Origin of the sequence: Bacteroides faecichinchillae JCM 17102 (assembly GCF_000614145.1) — a bacterium.
In the GTDB taxonomy this organism is placed as follows: Bacteria; Bacteroidota; Bacteroidia; order Bacteroidales; family Bacteroidaceae; genus Bacteroides; species Bacteroides faecichinchillae.
Genome location: NZ_BAKK01000034.1, coordinates 1 through 17,037 on the forward strand (window position 1 = coordinate 1; position 17,037 = coordinate 17,037).

The 17,037-nt window shown below is 38.8% G+C and carries 16 protein-coding genes and 1 pseudogene; 8 read left to right on the top strand and 9 right to left on the bottom strand.

Annotated features, from left to right (window positions below; all coding sequences use genetic code 11):
• Positions 1-605: 605 nt before the first annotated feature.
• The 3 genes from JCM17102_RS15365 to JCM17102_RS15375 are packed head-to-tail and all read right to left on the bottom strand — an operon-like array spanning position 606 to position 2,697.
• Positions 606-1,526, bottom strand: coding sequence for a carbohydrate kinase family protein (locus JCM17102_RS15365; RefSeq protein ID WP_025075808.1), 921 nt, complete (start codon positions 1,524-1,526; stop codon positions 606-608).
• Positions 1,514-2,119 (bottom strand): SIS domain-containing protein, encoded by a 606-nt coding sequence (locus JCM17102_RS15370; RefSeq protein ID WP_025075809.1) that lies wholly within the window; start codon positions 2,117-2,119, stop codon positions 1,514-1,516. Before JCM17102_RS15370 ends, JCM17102_RS15365 begins: the two co-directional genes overlap by 13 nt.
• 44 nt (positions 2,120-2,163) lie before the next feature.
• Entirely contained in the window at positions 2,164-2,697 is a 534-nt protein-coding gene (locus tag JCM17102_RS15375; RefSeq protein ID WP_025075810.1) for an LOG family protein, read from the bottom strand.
• Between the two features lie 105 nt (positions 2,698-2,802).
• On the opposite strand from JCM17102_RS15375, the pseudogene JCM17102_RS27920 reads away from it, so the two are divergent.
• Both JCM17102_RS27920 and JCM17102_RS24220 read left to right on the top strand, forming a co-directional pair.
• Positions 2,803-4,022 (top strand): annotated as a pseudogene (locus JCM17102_RS27920) (M16 family metallopeptidase).
• Between the two features lie 139 nt (positions 4,023-4,161).
• Positions 4,162-5,199 (top strand): SGNH/GDSL hydrolase family protein, encoded by a 1,038-nt coding sequence (locus tag JCM17102_RS24220; RefSeq protein WP_373278902.1) that lies wholly within the window; start codon positions 4,162-4,164, stop codon positions 5,197-5,199.
• A 272-nt stretch (positions 5,200-5,471) separates the two neighbouring features.
• Here JCM17102_RS24220 and JCM17102_RS15390 read toward each other — a convergent pair whose 3' ends face one another.
• The 5 genes from JCM17102_RS15390 to dapB are packed head-to-tail and all read right to left on the bottom strand — an operon-like array spanning position 5,472 to position 11,463.
• Positions 5,472-6,095, bottom strand: coding sequence for a WbqC family protein (locus JCM17102_RS15390; protein ID WP_025075811.1), 624 nt, complete (start codon positions 6,093-6,095; stop codon positions 5,472-5,474).
• Position 6,096: 1 nt separating this feature from the next.
• Positions 6,097-8,208, bottom strand: coding sequence for a C10 family peptidase (locus JCM17102_RS15395; RefSeq protein WP_025075812.1), 2,112 nt, complete (start codon positions 8,206-8,208; stop codon positions 6,097-6,099).
• Positions 8,209-8,243: 35 nt separating this feature from the next.
• Positions 8,244-9,185: a signal peptidase I gene (lepB, locus tag JCM17102_RS15400; protein WP_025075813.1), complete on the bottom strand. Its 942-nt coding sequence runs from the start codon at positions 9,183-9,185 to the stop codon at positions 8,244-8,246.
• On the bottom strand, positions 9,173-10,663 hold the full coding sequence (gene lepB / locus JCM17102_RS15405) for a signal peptidase I (protein ID WP_025075814.1): 1,491 nt from the start codon (positions 10,661-10,663) through the stop codon (positions 9,173-9,175). Before lepB (JCM17102_RS15405) ends, lepB (JCM17102_RS15400) begins: the two co-directional genes overlap by 13 nt.
• 35 nt (positions 10,664-10,698) lie before the next feature.
• Positions 10,699-11,463, bottom strand: coding sequence for a 4-hydroxy-tetrahydrodipicolinate reductase (gene dapB / locus JCM17102_RS15410; protein WP_025075815.1), 765 nt, complete (start codon positions 11,461-11,463; stop codon positions 10,699-10,701).
• Between the two features lie 83 nt (positions 11,464-11,546).
• Between dapB and JCM17102_RS15415 the strand changes: the two genes are divergently transcribed.
• Together JCM17102_RS15415 and JCM17102_RS15420 are read left to right on the top strand one after the other, a co-directional pair.
• Positions 11,547-12,830 carry a DUF2851 family protein gene (locus tag JCM17102_RS15415; protein ID WP_025075816.1) on the top strand — a complete coding sequence of 428 codons (1,284 nt, stop codon included), beginning with the start codon at positions 11,547-11,549 and terminating at the stop codon, positions 12,828-12,830.
• A 78-nt stretch (positions 12,831-12,908) separates the two neighbouring features.
• Positions 12,909-13,472: a hypothetical protein gene (locus JCM17102_RS15420; protein ID WP_025075817.1), complete on the top strand. Its 564-nt coding sequence runs from the start codon at positions 12,909-12,911 to the stop codon at positions 13,470-13,472.
• Positions 13,473-13,623: 151 nt separating this feature from the next.
• Here JCM17102_RS15420 and JCM17102_RS15425 read toward each other — a convergent pair whose 3' ends face one another.
• Entirely contained in the window at positions 13,624-14,337 is a 714-nt protein-coding gene (locus tag JCM17102_RS15425; RefSeq protein ID WP_025075818.1) for a helix-turn-helix domain-containing protein, read from the bottom strand.
• 417 nt (positions 14,338-14,754) lie between these two features.
• Between JCM17102_RS15425 and JCM17102_RS15430 the strand changes: the two genes are divergently transcribed.
• The 4 genes from JCM17102_RS15430 (at position 14,755) to JCM17102_RS15440 (ending at position 16,913) form a co-directional block, all read left to right on the top strand.
• A complete protein-coding gene (locus JCM17102_RS15430; protein ID WP_033886942.1) occupies positions 14,755-15,105 on the top strand; it encodes a hypothetical protein in 351 nt (116 codons plus the stop codon).
• A gap of 62 nt (positions 15,106-15,167) precedes the next feature.
• Positions 15,168-15,881 (top strand): DUF4373 domain-containing protein, encoded by a 714-nt coding sequence (locus tag JCM17102_RS24225; RefSeq protein WP_306302482.1) that lies wholly within the window; start codon positions 15,168-15,170, stop codon positions 15,879-15,881.
• Positions 15,803-16,090, top strand: coding sequence for a hypothetical protein (locus tag JCM17102_RS32245; protein WP_306302483.1), 288 nt, complete (start codon positions 15,803-15,805; stop codon positions 16,088-16,090). The genes JCM17102_RS24225 and JCM17102_RS32245 overlap by 79 nt, the downstream gene beginning before the upstream one ends.
• Positions 16,091-16,418: 328 nt before the next feature.
• Positions 16,419-16,913, top strand: coding sequence for an HU family DNA-binding protein (locus JCM17102_RS15440; protein ID WP_025075820.1), 495 nt, complete (start codon positions 16,419-16,421; stop codon positions 16,911-16,913).
• Positions 16,914-17,037 lie beyond the last annotated feature (124 nt).

Sequence of the window (17,037 nt, forward strand, 5' to 3'; positions counted from 1 at the left end):
AGATTCAGACTATACAAAGATAATGAAAAGTTTCTTATATATATTATAATTATATTCAAGATTCAAACTGATTTTGAATGGGCATTAGTTATAGAAGAAAATAGGTATTTATTAAAAGCTTCTTTGCCATTGGAAGTCTGCAAACTTTGATGATGTTGTTAATAGATGGTACCTTTGTTTGGCTTAGTTTGCGGTAAAGAGAACGCAATCTTATGTGAAGTTCGTTAGCAAGGAAGGTAACAGACAGTTTATTGCATAGAGAGAATAAATAGCAATAACTTTACGTAGCATAATTCTATAATCTATTTCTTGAATCAAACTAAATGCTGAATATATTCGGATAAGGAATGAGATTTGACTGATGGAAGAGGACAGATTGGAATGGTTCTGTCTGTTCATTGAAAAAGATGTAAATAACCGGGTTTATCGTATACAAACAGATACTTCTGTTGATCTGTGAAGATGAAATTTTTCCGGCAAACGATTATAGCTTAGTCGTAATGATAAAAGCAGTTCCTATCAAATTGAAGTTTCTAAGATAATTTGATAGGAACTTTTATACAGCATTGATCCGTAGGAATGTCTGTGAGAATTAATTCTCTGTCTTATTTGTAATTCTCTGCGAATTCTACAGATATCGAGTTATTGAAACTGCGGCAAACTTCTGTGGCAAAGTCTTTTCCACATTGAATCACTTTGTCCCAAATTTCCTCATTCAGATTATTCAGGTCACGATATCGTACATCGTATTTAAGCAATCCATAAATTAATCCGGCATTGAAATTATCTCCCGCTCCAATAGTGCTCACAGCTTCCAATGGTTCTATTGCATAATCTTTACTAACAATACCTGTACGCAAAGCCACTTTTTCGGCTCCTGCAGTGCAAATAAACCGAGGACAATAGAATTTGATTTTATCTTTGTATATCTTGTCTACATCTTGCATGCCGTACATATAGAAAAAATCTTCCTTTGAACCGCGTACAATATCTGCATATTCCAAATTCTCGATGATAGTAGGAGCCAACTTCATCGCTTCATTCTTGTGTGAAGAGCGGAAGTTGGGGTCGTAATAGATAATTGCTTTCTTTTCACGTGCCTGGTCGAGTAGTTCCAGAATTTTATCCCGTAATACGGGGTTTAGCGCATAATAAGAGCCGACTACTACGATATCATCCTCTTGTAACTTGGGAAATAATACATCCAGACGTTGTTTAGGATAATCTTTGTAAAAGATATATTCAGCATCTCTTTGCTCGTTGAGAAAAGCAAGAGATACCGGTGATTTTCCATCCGGAAACACATTGATATAATCCGTCGGTATATGGTTTTCGCGCATGAATTGCAGGATGATATTACCTACATGGTCATTGCCCGTCTCGCTAATGAAAGAAACATTGACTCCCATTCGCCCTAAAGATACGATGCCGTTAAATACAGAGCCTCCCGGTACGGCTGCAGAAGGCTGTTCACCCCGAAAGATGATATCGAGGATCGTTTCTCCGATACCGACTACTTTTCGCATAATGACCTTGATTTTTCTCCCAAATAGCCGCCATGATGACGTTTAGAATATTCTTCAATGGTGAATTTTGTCATTTTCATGGTCTGTACTACCAATATATCACCGATAACAGTCATAGCTGTGGTTGATGTAGTGGGCGTCATCCCAAGTGTACAAACCTCTGACGGGTGTCCTGTGCTCAAGCAAACATCGGATTCATCTGCAAGTGGACTATCGGGATTGCCTGTGATGACGATAAATTTCAAATCAGGATTTAGATTGTGAGCCAGACGAGTCAGTTCGACAATCTCTCTTGTCTTACCCGAATTGGAGATCAACAATAGCAAATCATTTTCCTGTAAAATACCTAGATCACCATGTTGTGCTTCGCTAGGATGTAGAAAGACAGAAGGAATTCCTGTGGAGCAAAAAGTCGTAGCGATATTCATCGCAATCTGACCGGCTTTCCCCATACCGGAAGTGACTAACTTTCCCTTCTTCTGGTGGATTTGTTCAACTATTAAGTTTACAGCTTTTTCATAAGCGTCCGTAACTGGGATATTTAATACGGCTTGTGCTTCCTGCTGCAAAAGTTGTTTTATAGAATCTATCATAACTTGTTGGGTGCTTGATTGTGTCCGTTTGTTGTCTGGGCACGTTATTTTATTTTTTCTTTTAATTCGTCCAATGTCTCGGCAACTTCATAATAGCTCGAGAAGGGTTGTCGGGCAAAACCTTTCTCTTCTAATGTGCTAAGTGTTTTCAATAGCTCGTTATAAAATCCATAATCATTGTAGAAGATTACTTTTTTCTGATGGTATCCGATAGAAGCAGCGGCAATTACATGAAAAACCTCATCGAGTGTTCCTACTCCTCCGGGTAAGGCGACCAATATATCCGATTCTTCTGTTATGATGTCTTTGCGGTCACTTAGGTTTTGTGTATGGATCATCTGATCCAGGCATTTGCTTACCTTTCCATTCTCTTCCAATTTCGAAGGTACGACACCAATCACCGTTCCTCCGTATTCTTTTACCGCACCGGCAATGCATTCCATCAGCCCGAGGTTTGCTCCTCCATAAATCAACGTTTTATTAGATTCTCCCATCCATTTCCCTATTTGGCGGGCGCTTTCGAAATACATTTTGTCAATGTTTTCGGAGGCTGAGCAGAAAATTCCTATCTTTTTCATACACGTTGTTACTATTATAGTCTACAAATATCTGCAATTTTCTATAAACGACAATAAGTTTTATTGTATTTTTGCGGTATTAATTCAATAAGGAAGTAGAAAACAATGCAATATAACGAATATACATTGCAAAATGGCCTGCGCATTATACATGAACCAACCCTTTCAAAAGTATCTTATTGTGGTTTCGCTATTGATGCAGGAACACGTGATGAGGCTGAGAATGAGCAAGGAATGGCGCATTTTGTGGAACATCTGATTTTTAAGGGGACCGAGAAACGGAAAGCATGGCATATCTTAAACCGTATGGAGAATGTGGGAGGTGATTTAAATGCTTATACCAATAAGGAAGAAACGATGGTTTATACTGCTTTTCTGACCGAACATTTGGAGCGGGCACTTGAGTTGCTGGGAGATATTGTATTCTATTCGACTTTCCCGCAGCATGAAATTGAGAAAGAAACGGAGGTGATCATTGACGAGATTCAGTCGTATGAAGATAATCCGTCGGAACTCATTTTTGATGATTTCGAGGATATGATTTTCCGTAATCATCCTTTGGGAAGGAATATTTTGGGTAAGCCGGACTTGCTTCGCAGTTTCCGTACGGAGGATGTTCTTTCATTTACCCATCGGTTTTATCGACCAGGTAATATGGTTTTTTTTGTACAGGGACAATATGATTTCAAGAAGATCATTCGCTTGGCAGAAAAGTATTTATCTGATATTCCTGCGATGCCAATGAATAATCAACGGATTGCTCCTCCTCCTTATGTACCGGAGCATTTGGTAGTTCCAAAGGATACGCATCAGGCACATGTGATGATTGGAAGTCGTGGATATAATGCCTACGACGATAAGAGGTCGGCTTTATATTTGCTGAATAATATTCTGGGAGGTCCTGGGATGAACAGTCGATTGAATGTGTCTCTTCGTGAACGTCGGGGACTGGTGTATAATGTGGAGTCAAACCTAACTTCTTATACTGATACAGGTGCTTTTTGCATTTATTTCGGAACAGATATGGAGGATATGGATACTTGTCTGAAACTAACCTATAAAGAATTGAAACGAATGCGTGATGTGAAGATGACCTCTTCACAGTTGCAGCTGCCAAAAAACAATTGATTGGACAGATCGGTGTGGCTTCGGACAATTTTGAAAATAATGCGTTGGGTATGGCGAAGACATTCTTACATTATCATAAATATGAATCTTCAGAGCTTGTTTTCAAACGTATTGAATCACTGACTTCGGAACAATTACTAGAAGTTGCTAATGAAATGTTTGCAGAAGAGTATTTATCTACGTTAATTTATCGATAACCTCTTGGTACTATTTTGGATAATAGATCTTATGAGTTATTAAAACTGATTTTATTAATTACCTAAATTTATATTCCCCATGAAAAACTTAACATGAAATTTCTGTCTTTATTTATTCTTATTACTTCCCTTTTCGATTTTGGGGCAGCAACAAAAGTCTGATTTTAATTATACCCCAGCAAAAGAACTTTTATTAGTGGGTAAGGCGATGCCGGGAGGTGAATATTTTCATCGGGTAGATACCGCGAAATATAATCAGATGCCTCCTGCTGTGAAGAGATTGTTCACAAATTCGGCAGGACTAGCTATTTGCTTTACAACGAACAGTCCGGTGATCAAAGCAAAATGGACAGTAACTAATAGCGGACGGATGGGCAATATGACAGGAATTGCTCAAAAAGGATTGGACTTATATATTAAACGTGATGGAAAATGGCAATTTGCAGGAGTTGGCTCACCCAGTGGTGTAAGTTCGGAAGGTGTGCTAGTGAATAACATGGGCACTGAAGAAAAAGAATGTCTGTTGTACCTTCCTTTATATGATGAACTAAAAAGTTTGGAGATAGGAACAACTTCTGATTCATACATTCGTGCAGGACAAAATCCGTTTAAAAACAAAATCGTGATTTATGGGTCCAGTATTTTGCAAGGGGCTTCTGCTAGTCGTCCTGGTATGGCTTATTCATCGCGATTGTCCCGTAGTAGCGGGTATAATTTTATTAACTTGGGATTAAGTGGTAATGGTAAAATGGAAAAAGAGGTAGCTGATATGGTTGCCGATATTGATGCGGATGCATTTATTCTGGATTGTATTCCTAATCCTTCTCCTACTGAGATAACTGAACGGGCAGCAGAGTTCGTGATGACATTACGTAGTAAACATCCGGATACACCTATTATTGTAATACAAACTTTGATACGGGAAAAAGGAAACTTTGATCAGAAAGTGAAAAAATGGGTGAAACAACAGAATGAAGCTATTGCCAGGCAAATAGAAATATTGCGAAAGAATGATGTGAAGAATTTGTATTTTATAAAAGAAGATCATTTCTTGGGAACAGATCATGAAGGAAGCACTGACGGAGTCCATCCAAATGATCTGGGATTTGACAGAATGTTACAGAAATATAAGCCTCATCTTAGTAAGATTCTAAAGGTTAAGTTTGATAAAGAGTGATGAATTTATGCTCCACTTGTAAATATCTGCTTGCTTAGTAGCTCAAGCTGTAAATGTACATAATTTGAATTCGGATTGTTAGGTTTACCGGATAACCAAAATCAAGAGGATATAATGTGTGTAAAATACATTATCTTACACACATCTGCAACATACATCTTGCACCCTGCTTTCTTTTTGATAGTCAGTCTATTGGAAGCATTGGAGTGCAAGGTGCAAGATAATTGCCATTAAAAAACTTTATTGTAGCGTGTTGAAGAGTGGACCTTCTTCTATTGTAGTATTAACAGCCCCTCCGGACCCATGTTGAAAAGCAAATCTATGACACTTAAATTAGGTAGGAAACCTAGTTTATTCTCAAATACCTGATAATAAGGATGTGGGATAAACTCAGGGTCCACAGTTCGAAAGTCTTTTTTGGGGTGAATAAGTTCACGAAAATCAGTTTCTTCAGGACAGAAATCCATTTTATATTCCGAAGTGCGTTCTATATTTGGATGAATATCTATCAGTTTACAGATCAAATTACACAATTCTTCGTTGAAATCAATTAGATACTCATATTTCTTTTCGTAAAAAGGACGGAAATCATCTTTGTAATATTCAAAAAAGGGAGTGTTGTTGTAGGCCGATTCGATAGCATTCCAATGAAGATGTCTCCAGTTACCATGATCGGAGATACGGATATCCTTCATTGGACACTTTAATGTATCGGGCTTAACGGTAGGGATGGAGAGAGCCAACTCACCATCTGGACCGGAAATGGTACAACGGTTACGATAAGTCTGTTTCATATAGTGGTCATACTGTTCTATATAGATTTTATCGTAGGTCGCTAATTTTGTGTAATATTCTACTGGGGCCAAATAGGCGGATGATAAATAAGCTATTCTCATTCTATTTTAACTGATTACATTGGACAAATATTGATCTTTTTGCATTCTGAAACTTTGCCGGAAGATTGACTTCAGACAACTTTGAACACTTGAAAAAAGCGTTTGGCTCAATCTGTTCTAACCCGTCCGGAAGCTTGACCGAACGGAGCAAAGGACAGAATGAAAAAGTATATGGAAGAATTTTTTTGATTCCTTTCGATAAACTTATTTTCTGTAAGAATTGGTTCTCATAGAAAGCATAAGTGTATAATTTTTGTATACTTTGTGGTAATAGATAAGTAGAATCTTTTTTATGAGGTGGATAATATAATAATGTTATGAAGTCCTTGCAATATAGTACTCCGTCCTTAGCCGCAAAATAAAGATTAGCGGGGTCTACTGAGATAGATTCCAAAGAAACGCAGTTCATCCATACTTTTGAACTTATATCTTTTGTGTGAGATGGAATTTGTATCGATTGTAGGGAGATACAGTTATCGAATGCATATGGCTTAATATTGATAATTTGTTTAGGCAATAAGACCTTTTGCAAGTTGGTACAATCCTTGAATATGTTTTCACTGATAATATTTGAAACGGTATGATATTGCAAAAAGTAATCGTTTCCTTCTTTTACAAATTTCCAGAATCCTTCCTTGTCGATATTTCCTCCAAGTTTGCAAAAGAGTTCCCATTCTTTTTCGTCCATGGTTGCAAACTTAAATTCTTTGGGATTTCCATCAGGAGTGTCTTTGCCATTGAACCATCTTGTCCAGTTTGCTTTCCGGAGATCTTTCCTAAAATAGTAGTTTTCATAATCGGTTACTATTTCTGCTTTTGACAGATCTAATATGCGTAATTCTCCAGGGTTTTCCCAAACGGAGTCGCTTCCTCCTGCCATCTTTCGTAATAGTCGGAAGTCTTTCGCATTTAGTTTACCAGTTATGGTAAGTGAAGTTAGAGTTTGTGCTTCGTTATCTGAGAGAAGTCGGTTTAGGGTTCCCGGTTGGACTAGACTGACAACTTTATGATGTTCTTCAAAGTTTCTCGGACGTATCTTTACAGTGAGATGAGTCATCATTTGGAAATTCTCTGTGTTTGGATTTAAAGCAGAAAGTTTGTAATAGCCATTCATTGATCCTTTCCATCCCCAGTCGAAGTGGAAAAAGTCGTCGATGAATCCGTCACAGACAAAAAAATGCTGGTGTCCGCAACACATCACCGGGCGTCCGGCTTCCATTTCCCGGTAGAGGAGCTGTTGAAGTTGGCTGTCGGTTAATGTGTTCTTTGCTAAATGATATATTCCCGGATGATAGTTGAAATACCTGACAAAAGCATTGGAAGCCGGTGCACTGAAACCTGTCGAAGCCTCAGATCCGAAAATCATTTCCGCCCCAACGGCGCAATGGTAAAGTAGGGGACAAATAGTGGTGGAGGCAGCTACGGAATCTTCAGGATTATAGTTATCTGCTATAGCTTTCCAGTTGATAGACAACGAATCATAACAAACGGTTGCCGAGAATGCTTTTCCTTTTTTTGTAGGTTTTGTATAAGTAAAAGTCCCTGTTCCATGGCTCGGATACTCGTAATATTTCATGATTTGCGCCATAGAAACAGCCGTACATCCTACAAGTGATCTTTTTCCGTCGGCATCTCTTGGTATCAGCAGGTTGTAAGGAAAGTACTGATTCCAGAGAACGCTACTTTTCAGCAGGGGAGGGCAAGAAGAATTTTTCTTTTGATAATAAATAGTCTCTTCTTTTGCAGATTGAGTTTTTCCTTTTCGCCATTCTGATATCTCTTTGCTATATTGTTTCAGGATGGATTGCATGGTACTATTATTAAGATCTATTCTGCCTTCTTTGGAGAATGCTAATACAGGTGAGGGCATACTATCCTCATTGGCTAAAACGATGAATCCTTTTGGTTCACCTTTAAACGAGTAATTGATTACATAAAGCTGACTGGAAGTGAGAATATGATGTTCATAATTACGTAGGACCTTTTTATTGTTATCAAACAAAAATTTATTTGCTATTTCGAGAGCGGTCTTATCATCTATCGGAGCAGCAAAAAGTGACTGTGAGAACAGCAATACCTGTATGAATAACAGAATAGTCTTTGCCTTTTTCATAATCTTTATGTATTTTGTATTAGAGTCGATTTGTATTATTTTATCGTTCTAAAAAAACGGTTCCACCGATATCCGTCTGTTATACTTGTCCCTTTTTCTTTAGAAAACCAGATAAGTGATGCTTTTCCAATGATATGATCTTGTGGAACGAATCCGAACAGACGTGAATCGGAGAGATTGACAGAGTTATTAGCTCCCATCCAGTAATAGTCTTTTGTAAAATAGCAATGTTGTGTAGGTTTTTCGTCTACGTAGAGTGTGTCGTTTTTTATTTCTGCTTGTTTTCCTTCATGCAGTACAAGGGTGTTCCGTAATAAAGTGATATTCCAGGGATATACTCGCAGGACTTTTCCTTTTCCGGGAATGATAAGTGGCTTCGGATCATTATCTTTATTTTCAGTTAGAGGCTGAAGCCAGTTTTGATTGTTGATTGCTTGTTTGAGCAAATAAAACTCGTAACGGCTGAAACTGCGTACATGCGTGCTGTCATTGTTACCCATTAGCCCGTCGTCAGTGATGGAAAGGGTATTCATAAGTGAAGTCATCAGTTTCTCTTTACCGGCAGGATATGAGTAGAGTCTTTTTTTGTCCGGATTGAATTGAACTTCAGGAGAGACTACAGTAAAAAGAGAATCTATCAGTAATGTATCACCGGGTGTACCGATACACCGGCTGATATAGATTTCCCGGCGATCGATCATCGGTTGTTGGATAGCTGCGGGATTATTGAAAACTACAATATCCTGTTTTTTCACAGGACGTTCACACCAACGATGATAAGAGAACACAGACATGAAAGGGATCCGCAAGCCATAACTCCATCGATTGACGATGATGCGTTCGCCTTCCAAAAGAGAATTCTCCATGCCGGTGGAGGGAATGAGGCAGGACGTAAAAGCAAATCCCCGGAGCAGAAGCACGATAACTATTGCTCCGGCGAATGCCAATATCCATTTGAAATGTTTTAGTCTACCCATTTAAAAATACGATTCCAACGAATCTTACCGTCAAACCATCCGCGATCTTTGTCGAGTGATAACCAGACAACAATTGGTTTACCTACCACATGATCTTCGGGAACGAAGCCCCAATAACGTGAATCGGCAGAATTGTGGCGATTGTCGCCCATCATCCAATAATAGTCCATTTTGAAGGTATATTGATTGGTCTTCTCACCATTGATGTAGATGCCATCTGGCTTCACTTCCAATTTGTTACCTTCGTATGCTACGATGCAACGCTCATAGATAGGTAAGTTGTCTTCTGTTAATGTGATAGTAGCTCCTTTAGCAGGTATCCAGATCGGACCGTAATTATTACGGTTCCATTTGGTATACAGATTCAGCGGATACATTTGACCGGCAAACATTTCATCTTCCGGTTCCATGATGATTTTGCTTATAAGCTTTTTGTTACCAGACAGAGTATCGTACATCTTTTTTGTTAGAGGAAGATGATAGACAGGATTTAAAGTTCCTTGTTCGTTACGTCCATCCAGTCCTATACTCAATAGGGTACCTTCATAATTGCTATCATCCAACAACCATTTGTCGTCATTGCTGATGCCCAGTTCGCGGAACATTTCGTCAGTAATGAGAGGTCCGGTTGTCTGAACGAAATAATTGAATTGAAGATTTTCCGGATTCTCAATAGCTTTACCATCAATCATTACTTGTCCGTTTACAATTTGAAGGGTATCTCCCGGTAAGCCTACACAACGTTTTACATAATTCTCGCGACGGTCTACGGGGCGGGTTATTACATCTCCGTAAACGCGTGGATTTGCCAGTATCTGTTTACGTCCGCCTGCATAATATAAATCATAGATAGATCGTTGTTGCTCACGATTCAGGCTATCCATATTTATTGGTTTGGAATAGATACCTTTTCCTACTCTGTAAGCCAACGAATAGAAATCCTCTGTTTGTTGAAAGTTCGTTGCTACAGTATCTCCTGCGGGGAAGTTGAATACAACGATATCGTTCAGTTTAACTTTTCCGAAGCCAGGGACACGTTTATATTTCCATTGCGGCCACTCGATATAAGATTTGGTGTTGAAAATAGGTAATGTATGCTGTGCCAGTGGCATAGAGAGCGGAGTGTTCGGTACGCGTGGTCCGTAGCTCATCTTGCTGACATACAGAAAGTCTCCTACCAACAGTGATTTCTCTAAAGAAGAAGATGGAATCTGATAATTTTGGAAGATATAGATATTCACAAAATAAACGGCGACCAATGCGAATACAATGGCGTCTACCCAGCTCATAATACCACGTACTGTCGGATTCTTGGATTTTTTCCAGAATGACCAAGGTACTTTTTTAGTGATATAAATATCGAAAATGAAAGGAACAACAATCAATCCCCACCAACTTCGTACCCAGATGAGGAAGGCGAGATAAAGAATGATAGCAATGGCACATTTGATCCATTGTGCGCGTGTGGCTTGTCTCATAACTAACTAGTTTATATAGAATTTGAATAGAAAGCTCAATCGTTTAAAAATGGAAATAAATCACTCATACCCAAATAACCTTCGTGTTGGGCTGTATATTCTGCTGCGAGAACTGCGCCTAAAACAAAACCACCGCGATTTTTGGCATCGTGAGTGATAGTTATACTGTCAATATCCGATTCATAGCGGATTGTGTGGATACCGAATACTTCCCCTTCACGGATGGAACTAATAGGAAGTTCGTTAGGAGCACAGGTGTTAGTACCGCTAACAGTACCATCCGGTGCTAATAAGGTACCTTTGGTCCATTCGCTTTTACGGTCTAAGTTTTCCAGTATACCTTCAGCCAATGTGATAGCAGTACCACTCGGGGCATCCATCTTATGAATATGGTGAGTTTCACTCATCGTGACATCATAAGCCGGAAACTGGTTCATGATTTTTGCCAAGTATTTGTTTACTGCAGAGAAGATAGTAACTCCCAGACTGAAATTGGACGACCAGAAAAGAGTTTTTCCTTCTTCCATACAAAGTCTCTTAATCTCTTCGCCATGTTCTGCCATCCATCCGGTGCTGCCCGATACTAATTTTACTCCGGCTTTGAAAGTACGTATATAGTTATTGTAAGCAACCATCGGATTAGTAAACTCAATGGCTACATCAGCCGATTTGAATGCTTCCGACTCGAAGTCTTCCTGATTGTTGATATCGATAATGCAGACAATCTCATGTCCGCGACTGAGGGCAACTTTTTCGATCTCTTTGCCCATTTTTCCGTAACCGATTAATGCTATTTTCATCGTTTTCTGACTTATATTCAAAATAATAGTCGCAAATATAAGGTTTTTATTACATTTGTGCTCTATATTAACGTCTTCTTAACATGGAACACCTTCTCCACTATGTGTGGAAACACAGATTATTCCCTCTCAAAGTGCTGCAAACAACTACAGGCTTGCCAGTTGAAGTCATTGATTCGGGACTACATAATGCTGATTCAGGACCAGACTTTTTTAACGTAAAGCTAAAAATAAATGGTACACTATGGGCCGGTAACGTCGAAATTCATACACACTCTTCCGATTGGTATCGTCATGGACACGACCACGATAAGGCTTATGATTCTGTCATTTTGCATATAGCTTCTGATATCGATACGGAAGTGATCCGTTCGAATGGTGAATCAATTCCTCAGTTACAGTTAGAGTGTCCCGAATATGTACGTGTTCATTATCAGGAACTCTGTGAGGCCGAACAATATCCGGCTTGTCTTTCCATTCTCGGTTCATTGCCGAAGCTGATTGTCCATTCCTGGCTAACCGCTTTGCAAACAGAACGTTTAGAACAAAAAGCAGAGTTGATCACTCATCGTTTGAAACTTTGCAATAATCATTGGGAAGATGCATTTTTCATTACCCTTGCTCGTAATTACGGTTTTGGTTTGAATGGTGATGCTTTTGAAACTTGGGCGTGTATGCTTCCGTTTCGTGCAATAGATAAACATCGGGATGATCTGTTTCAGGTGGAGGCTTTTTTCTTTGGACAGGCAGGCTTATTGGAAGAGACATTTCTGGAAAAGGAACAGGAAGATGAGTATAGCCTTCGATTACGAAAAGAGTTTCGTTACATGCAACATAAGTTTGAGCTTACAAAGATGATGGATGCTACTTTATGGCGTTTCTTACGCCTGCGTCCGGAGAATTTTCCATATATTCGTTTGGCTCAGTTGGGTTATCTTTATCATAAAGCAGACAAATTGTTTTCTCGGCTTCTGGAAGCTGAAACCTTGGATGAAGTCCGTAAATTATTGGCTACCCGTACTTCCTCTTATTGGGAAGATCATTTTGTTTTTGGGCGTACTTCTTCCCATAAAGAAAAACCGATGGGAGAGCGTTCTCTGGATTTGATTGTTATAAATACAGTCGTTCCTTTTTTGTATACTTATGGCTTACATAAAGCTGAAGAGGGAATGTGTAACCGGGCCGGACGTTTTCTTGAAGAACTGAAAGCTGAAAACAATCATATAGTCCGATCATGGAGTGATGCGGGACTTCCTGTTACTACTGCTGCAGACAGTCAAGCGTTAATCCAACTCCAAAAAGAATATTGTGATAAAAGGAAATGCTTATATTGTCGTTTCGGCTATGAGTATTTACGCAAGAAATGATTGAAATATTGAACTTGTCATTATCTTTGTGTCGTGAATTGAAATACCACTGATATTTATTCATTTATTAATTGTTATATGAGCACTAAAAGGTTTGTATTTTGCCTGTTAATCACAGTGTTACTGACAGGTGTGTCACTGTATTCTTATGGTATTTGTTCCAATTTGAAGACTGGTGAGACCACCGTTATGACACAGGAAGGGGAGGACTTCAACTCATTCCTGAATAAGTTTACTTCCAGTGCCGTTTTTCAGTATACGCGTATCAAGTTTCCATTGAAAACTCCGATTACTTTGTTGGCAGATGACGGGGAAACGGAGAAAACTTTTCCTTTTACCAAGGAAAAATGGCCGTTGTTGGATAGCGAAATGTTGAAAGAAGAACGTATTGCGCAGGATGAAGGTGGAGTATATGTCTCGAAATTCACGTTAAACGAACCTAAGCATAAAGTTTTCGAAGCCGGTTATGAAGAATCGGAGGTAGATTTACGTGTTGAGTTTGAATTGCAAACAGATGGAAAGTGGTACGTGGTAGATTGCTATACGGGCTGGTATGGTTATGATTTGCCTATCGATGAGTTGAAACAGACTATTCAGCATGTTCAGGAAGAGAATGCAGCTTTTAAGGAGTTACATCCTTAAAGGAAGTTGAATCTATAAATTACACAGATTTCACAGTTCTTTATGCCACTAAAACTGTGAAACCTGCGAAATACGAGCCTAAGAAAAGCTTCGGCTAAATATATTCCAGACTCAAGTTACTAATAATAAACTATTTATTAAGTTTATTTTCTTACATCATCATGTGTCTCCTGATGGAGAATTTCACTATCGCCATCGCATTGATAGAAGTAAACGGAATATCCATTGGCTCATGATGAGTATTATAGCTAACTAATTTTAGGTATCCCTCTTTGTCCGAACGGTTCACGTACTTTACCGACAGATACTCATCTCCCTCGATATTAAACGAAACCAAATACATCTCTCCATAAATCAGATTACTGAAACTGTTTATTTCCTTGTATCCCACAATATCACCCGATTTAAGAATCGGGTACATACTATCTCCACTCACATAAATTGCTCCGTCGCAGAGAGGGATACTCGGAATCTGTATCTTGCCTACCGCATATTGGTGCTTGTTCGTGAAGAGGGTCTTCAGATTGGCTGCCGCTGTGATATCATACAGCGTTACACTGCGGTCATTGATTGCTTCTCTTGTTTTTGGATTGTGAATAATCTCTACTTCTCCCTGTGCCAGTTGGCTGTTACAAAAGATCGGATGATGTTTAGGATTTCCCTTCCCAACAAGTAACCAGTTGTAATCTATGTCCTTTCCCATTTTATCTAGTAATAAAGGAAAATCGATTCGGTTTCGAGCACACCAGTTTGAAACTGTAGCTCTAGAAACTCCCAGATAATCAGCAAGTTCACTATCTCTTTTAAAATTTAGAGCTTGTTTGGCACGCTTCACAATAGCTGTAACGTCTAAAAATGTATCCATTTTCTAGTGTTTAAAATGATGTAAATAATTGAGAAGTAATTACTCCCTCATTGATAGCTTGTTATAAAATAATTGAGAATTAATTTCTAAAACAATCGGTTTCTTAAATTAAAATTATTCTATCTTTGCAATACGATAATTACTAATTTGTTTCAAAAGTATAAATTAAAAATGGAATAACCATGAAAAAGCAAAGAAAGTTTATGGCCGGTTGCAAAAAAACTTGTTCACGATCTCCTTAATGAGCATATTAACTATTTGTAGCGGGTATATATGGCCACCAAGCTGTATATATATGCCTGTCGTGCTGAATATATATATTCATTATGCTGGATATATATACCCACCAATTCAGATCCATACGGATATCACTTTTTAAAATAAAACGATTTACTTATTGAATTAATAATTAATGATATGAAAACAAAAGCGAAAATTTCAATACAAAACTTACCAGTTTCTTCTGTCTGCAAGCAATGCGGACGTGAACTTCCACAAGAATTTTTCTACGTGAACAGACAAACTCAGTGTCTGGACATCTATTGCAAGGGATGTCGGAAAGAAATTGGCCGTCGTCGATACAATAGCGGAAGTTGGATTAGAAAAGAACAACGGGACAAATACTCTTATCTTGTCATTACACAAGTAGAAGATCCGATAGTGCGAATGGAACTCATTTTGCATGCATTGAAAGTGGTGCGCCAGAGTGTTAAACATAAAAGAATGAAAATTCTCGAAGAGGAAGCAAACCGGACAGATTACGTTTAAACAATAATCAATAACGATATAACATCAAAACAAAGTAATCAATATACTAAAGCAAATTAATCATGGCAAGAATAAAAAAACGGGGATTAGATTATTTCCCTATTAGTGTGGACTTTATTTACGACCGCGCGGTTCGTCGGCTGATGAAGCGTGAAGGTGATGCGGTGCTAGGCATTCTGTTAGAAGTATTTTCCTATGTCTATTCGGACGAAGGTTATTATGTTCGTGCTGACAGTCTTTTCTACGAAGACCTTTCAGCGGGACTTTACGAAAGAAATGCTTCCGACGTGGAGCGAATTGTCCGTTTGGCAGTAGATTACGGACTGTTTGATGCCGGAATGTTCGAAAAACATTGTATTCTGACTTCAGTCGAGATACAGCGGCAATATCTTTTCAGTACCCGTCGTCGGAATGTGTCTCAGCTGGAACCTGATTACTGCCTTCTGGAAGCTGCAGAACTCTCTGAACCTCAGGATGAAACTAAGGGAAAATCAATTCGTAAGTGTAAAGGAGATACCGATGAGAAGATAAGTTTAACAAGTGAAAATGTGACATTAATCCCTCAAAATGTAACGCCAGGTACACATAGCATAGCACAGAATAGCATACTACAACATAGCATAGCAAAGCAAAGTATAGAATATCCCCTCCTTAATCCTCCCCCTGAAAATGTGGGGAGGAAGAGGAAACAACAAAGGTGGGTGAGAATTCTGGTAAACGTAAGGAGTGGACACAAGAAGACATTGACCAACTTCGTCCTCCTACCGACGGGATAGACCGTAATTATGAAGGTCTACTGGTTAATCTCAGACTTTTTGGTATTTCCCCCTCAGAGCAATACGCTCTCATCCGAAAAAGCAACTATGGTGCTATCGGTGGAGCAATATGGAGAGGTATCTGTGTATTGCGTGATAGTGGCGGGAGAATCAAGTTGCCGGGACGTTACTTGTTGAGCCTTGTGAATAAGAAGAAGTCGACTGTATGAATAATATTTATATTTCTTGTGGGGTTTCTTTGGGATGGCAGTGCTACTCTTATTCTTTATACTCATGTGAATTGAAAGATCTTATAAGTGTGGATTTTGATTCTAATAGATTTTTAATCATAGAAATTAATTTCGTGTTTGTTGTAATAATGTATTGATAATTAGTGTTATATGTCTTGTTTGTAAACTGTAGATGCGATTTAAGAATTTAATTGAGAATGTTTTTTTCTATTTTCCCAATATTAAAAAATAGATTTGTATCTTTGTAATGTCGATAAGCTTAAAGACAAAAACAAACTATTACTTAACTAAATAAATAATTACTATTATGCCAATTTTATACGGGCCGTTTCAGTCTATTCTGAAGAATAAGGACGGCAAAAAACTATTTTATCCGCGTGTCTTGCGCGCAGGAAATGTCAGTACTTCACAGATCTCAAAAGAGATAGCTGCCTACTCGTCCCTCTCTCCGGGTGACGTAAAAAACACACTGGACAATCTGGTGACAGTAGTAGCCCAACATCTGCAAGCATCCGAAAGTGTCACTCTGGATGGCTTTGGCACTTTTCGCATGGTGATGAAATCCGGTGGTAACGGAGTTGAAACTTCCGATGAGGTGTCCGCTTCGCAAGCTTCACTCACAGTCCGCTTCCTCCCCGCATGTACAAAGAATCTTGATGGTACCATGGCGACTCGCTCAATGGTGACGGGAGCGCGATGTGTCCGCTTTGATCGTGCCGAAAACACAGCTTCCGGTGGTGGAGAAACAAATAAGCCGGATGAAGGAGGCGACAGTGGAGAATCACCGGATCCTACTCTGTAATTTTCAATGACCGAAAACACAGAACGCAACAGCTGTAATGACTTAACTGAAGACTGGAATATAGGAACTTAGCTAAACAAGAGTCCGGAGAATTTAATAAGACTAGAAATCGAATCTAAACTAA

Excerpts from the sequence above, each read along its gene's own strand:
- JCM17102_RS15375 (WP_025075810.1), bottom strand. The coding sequence starts at position 2,697 with ATGAAAAAGATAGGAATTTTCTGCTCAGCCTCCGAAAACATTGACAAA.
- lepB (WP_025075814.1), bottom strand. The coding sequence starts at position 10,663 with ATGAGACAAGCCACACGCGCACAATGGATCAAATGTGCCATTGCTATC.
- JCM17102_RS24225 (WP_306302482.1), top strand. The coding sequence starts at position 15,168 with ATGGCAAGAATAAAAAAACGGGGATTAGATTATTTCCCTATTAGTGTG.
- JCM17102_RS15365 (WP_025075808.1), bottom strand. The coding sequence starts at position 1,526 with ATGCGAAAAGTAGTCGGTATCGGAGAAACGATCCTCGATATCATCTTT.
- JCM17102_RS15425 (WP_025075818.1), bottom strand. The coding sequence starts at position 14,337 with ATGGATACATTTTTAGACGTTACAGCTATTGTGAAGCGTGCCAAACAA.
- JCM17102_RS15440 (WP_025075820.1), top strand. The coding sequence starts at position 16,419 with ATGCCAATTTTATACGGGCCGTTTCAGTCTATTCTGAAGAATAAGGAC.
- JCM17102_RS15420 (WP_025075817.1), top strand. The coding sequence starts at position 12,909 with ATGAGCACTAAAAGGTTTGTATTTTGCCTGTTAATCACAGTGTTACTG.
- JCM17102_RS15390 (WP_025075811.1), bottom strand. The coding sequence starts at position 6,095 with ATGAGAATAGCTTATTTATCATCCGCCTATTTGGCCCCAGTAGAATAT.
- lepB (WP_025075813.1), bottom strand. The coding sequence starts at position 9,185 with ATGGGTAGACTAAAACATTTCAAATGGATATTGGCATTCGCCGGAGCA.
- JCM17102_RS15370 (WP_025075809.1), bottom strand. The coding sequence starts at position 2,119 with ATGATAGATTCTATAAAACAACTTTTGCAGCAGGAAGCACAAGCCGTA.
- JCM17102_RS15430 (WP_033886942.1), top strand. The coding sequence starts at position 14,755 with ATGAAAACAAAAGCGAAAATTTCAATACAAAACTTACCAGTTTCTTCT.
- JCM17102_RS15395 (WP_025075812.1), bottom strand. The coding sequence starts at position 8,208 with ATGAAAAAGGCAAAGACTATTCTGTTATTCATACAGGTATTGCTGTTC.
- JCM17102_RS15415 (WP_025075816.1), top strand. The coding sequence starts at position 11,547 with ATGGAACACCTTCTCCACTATGTGTGGAAACACAGATTATTCCCTCTC.
- dapB (WP_025075815.1), bottom strand. The coding sequence starts at position 11,463 with ATGAAAATAGCATTAATCGGTTACGGAAAAATGGGCAAAGAGATCGAA.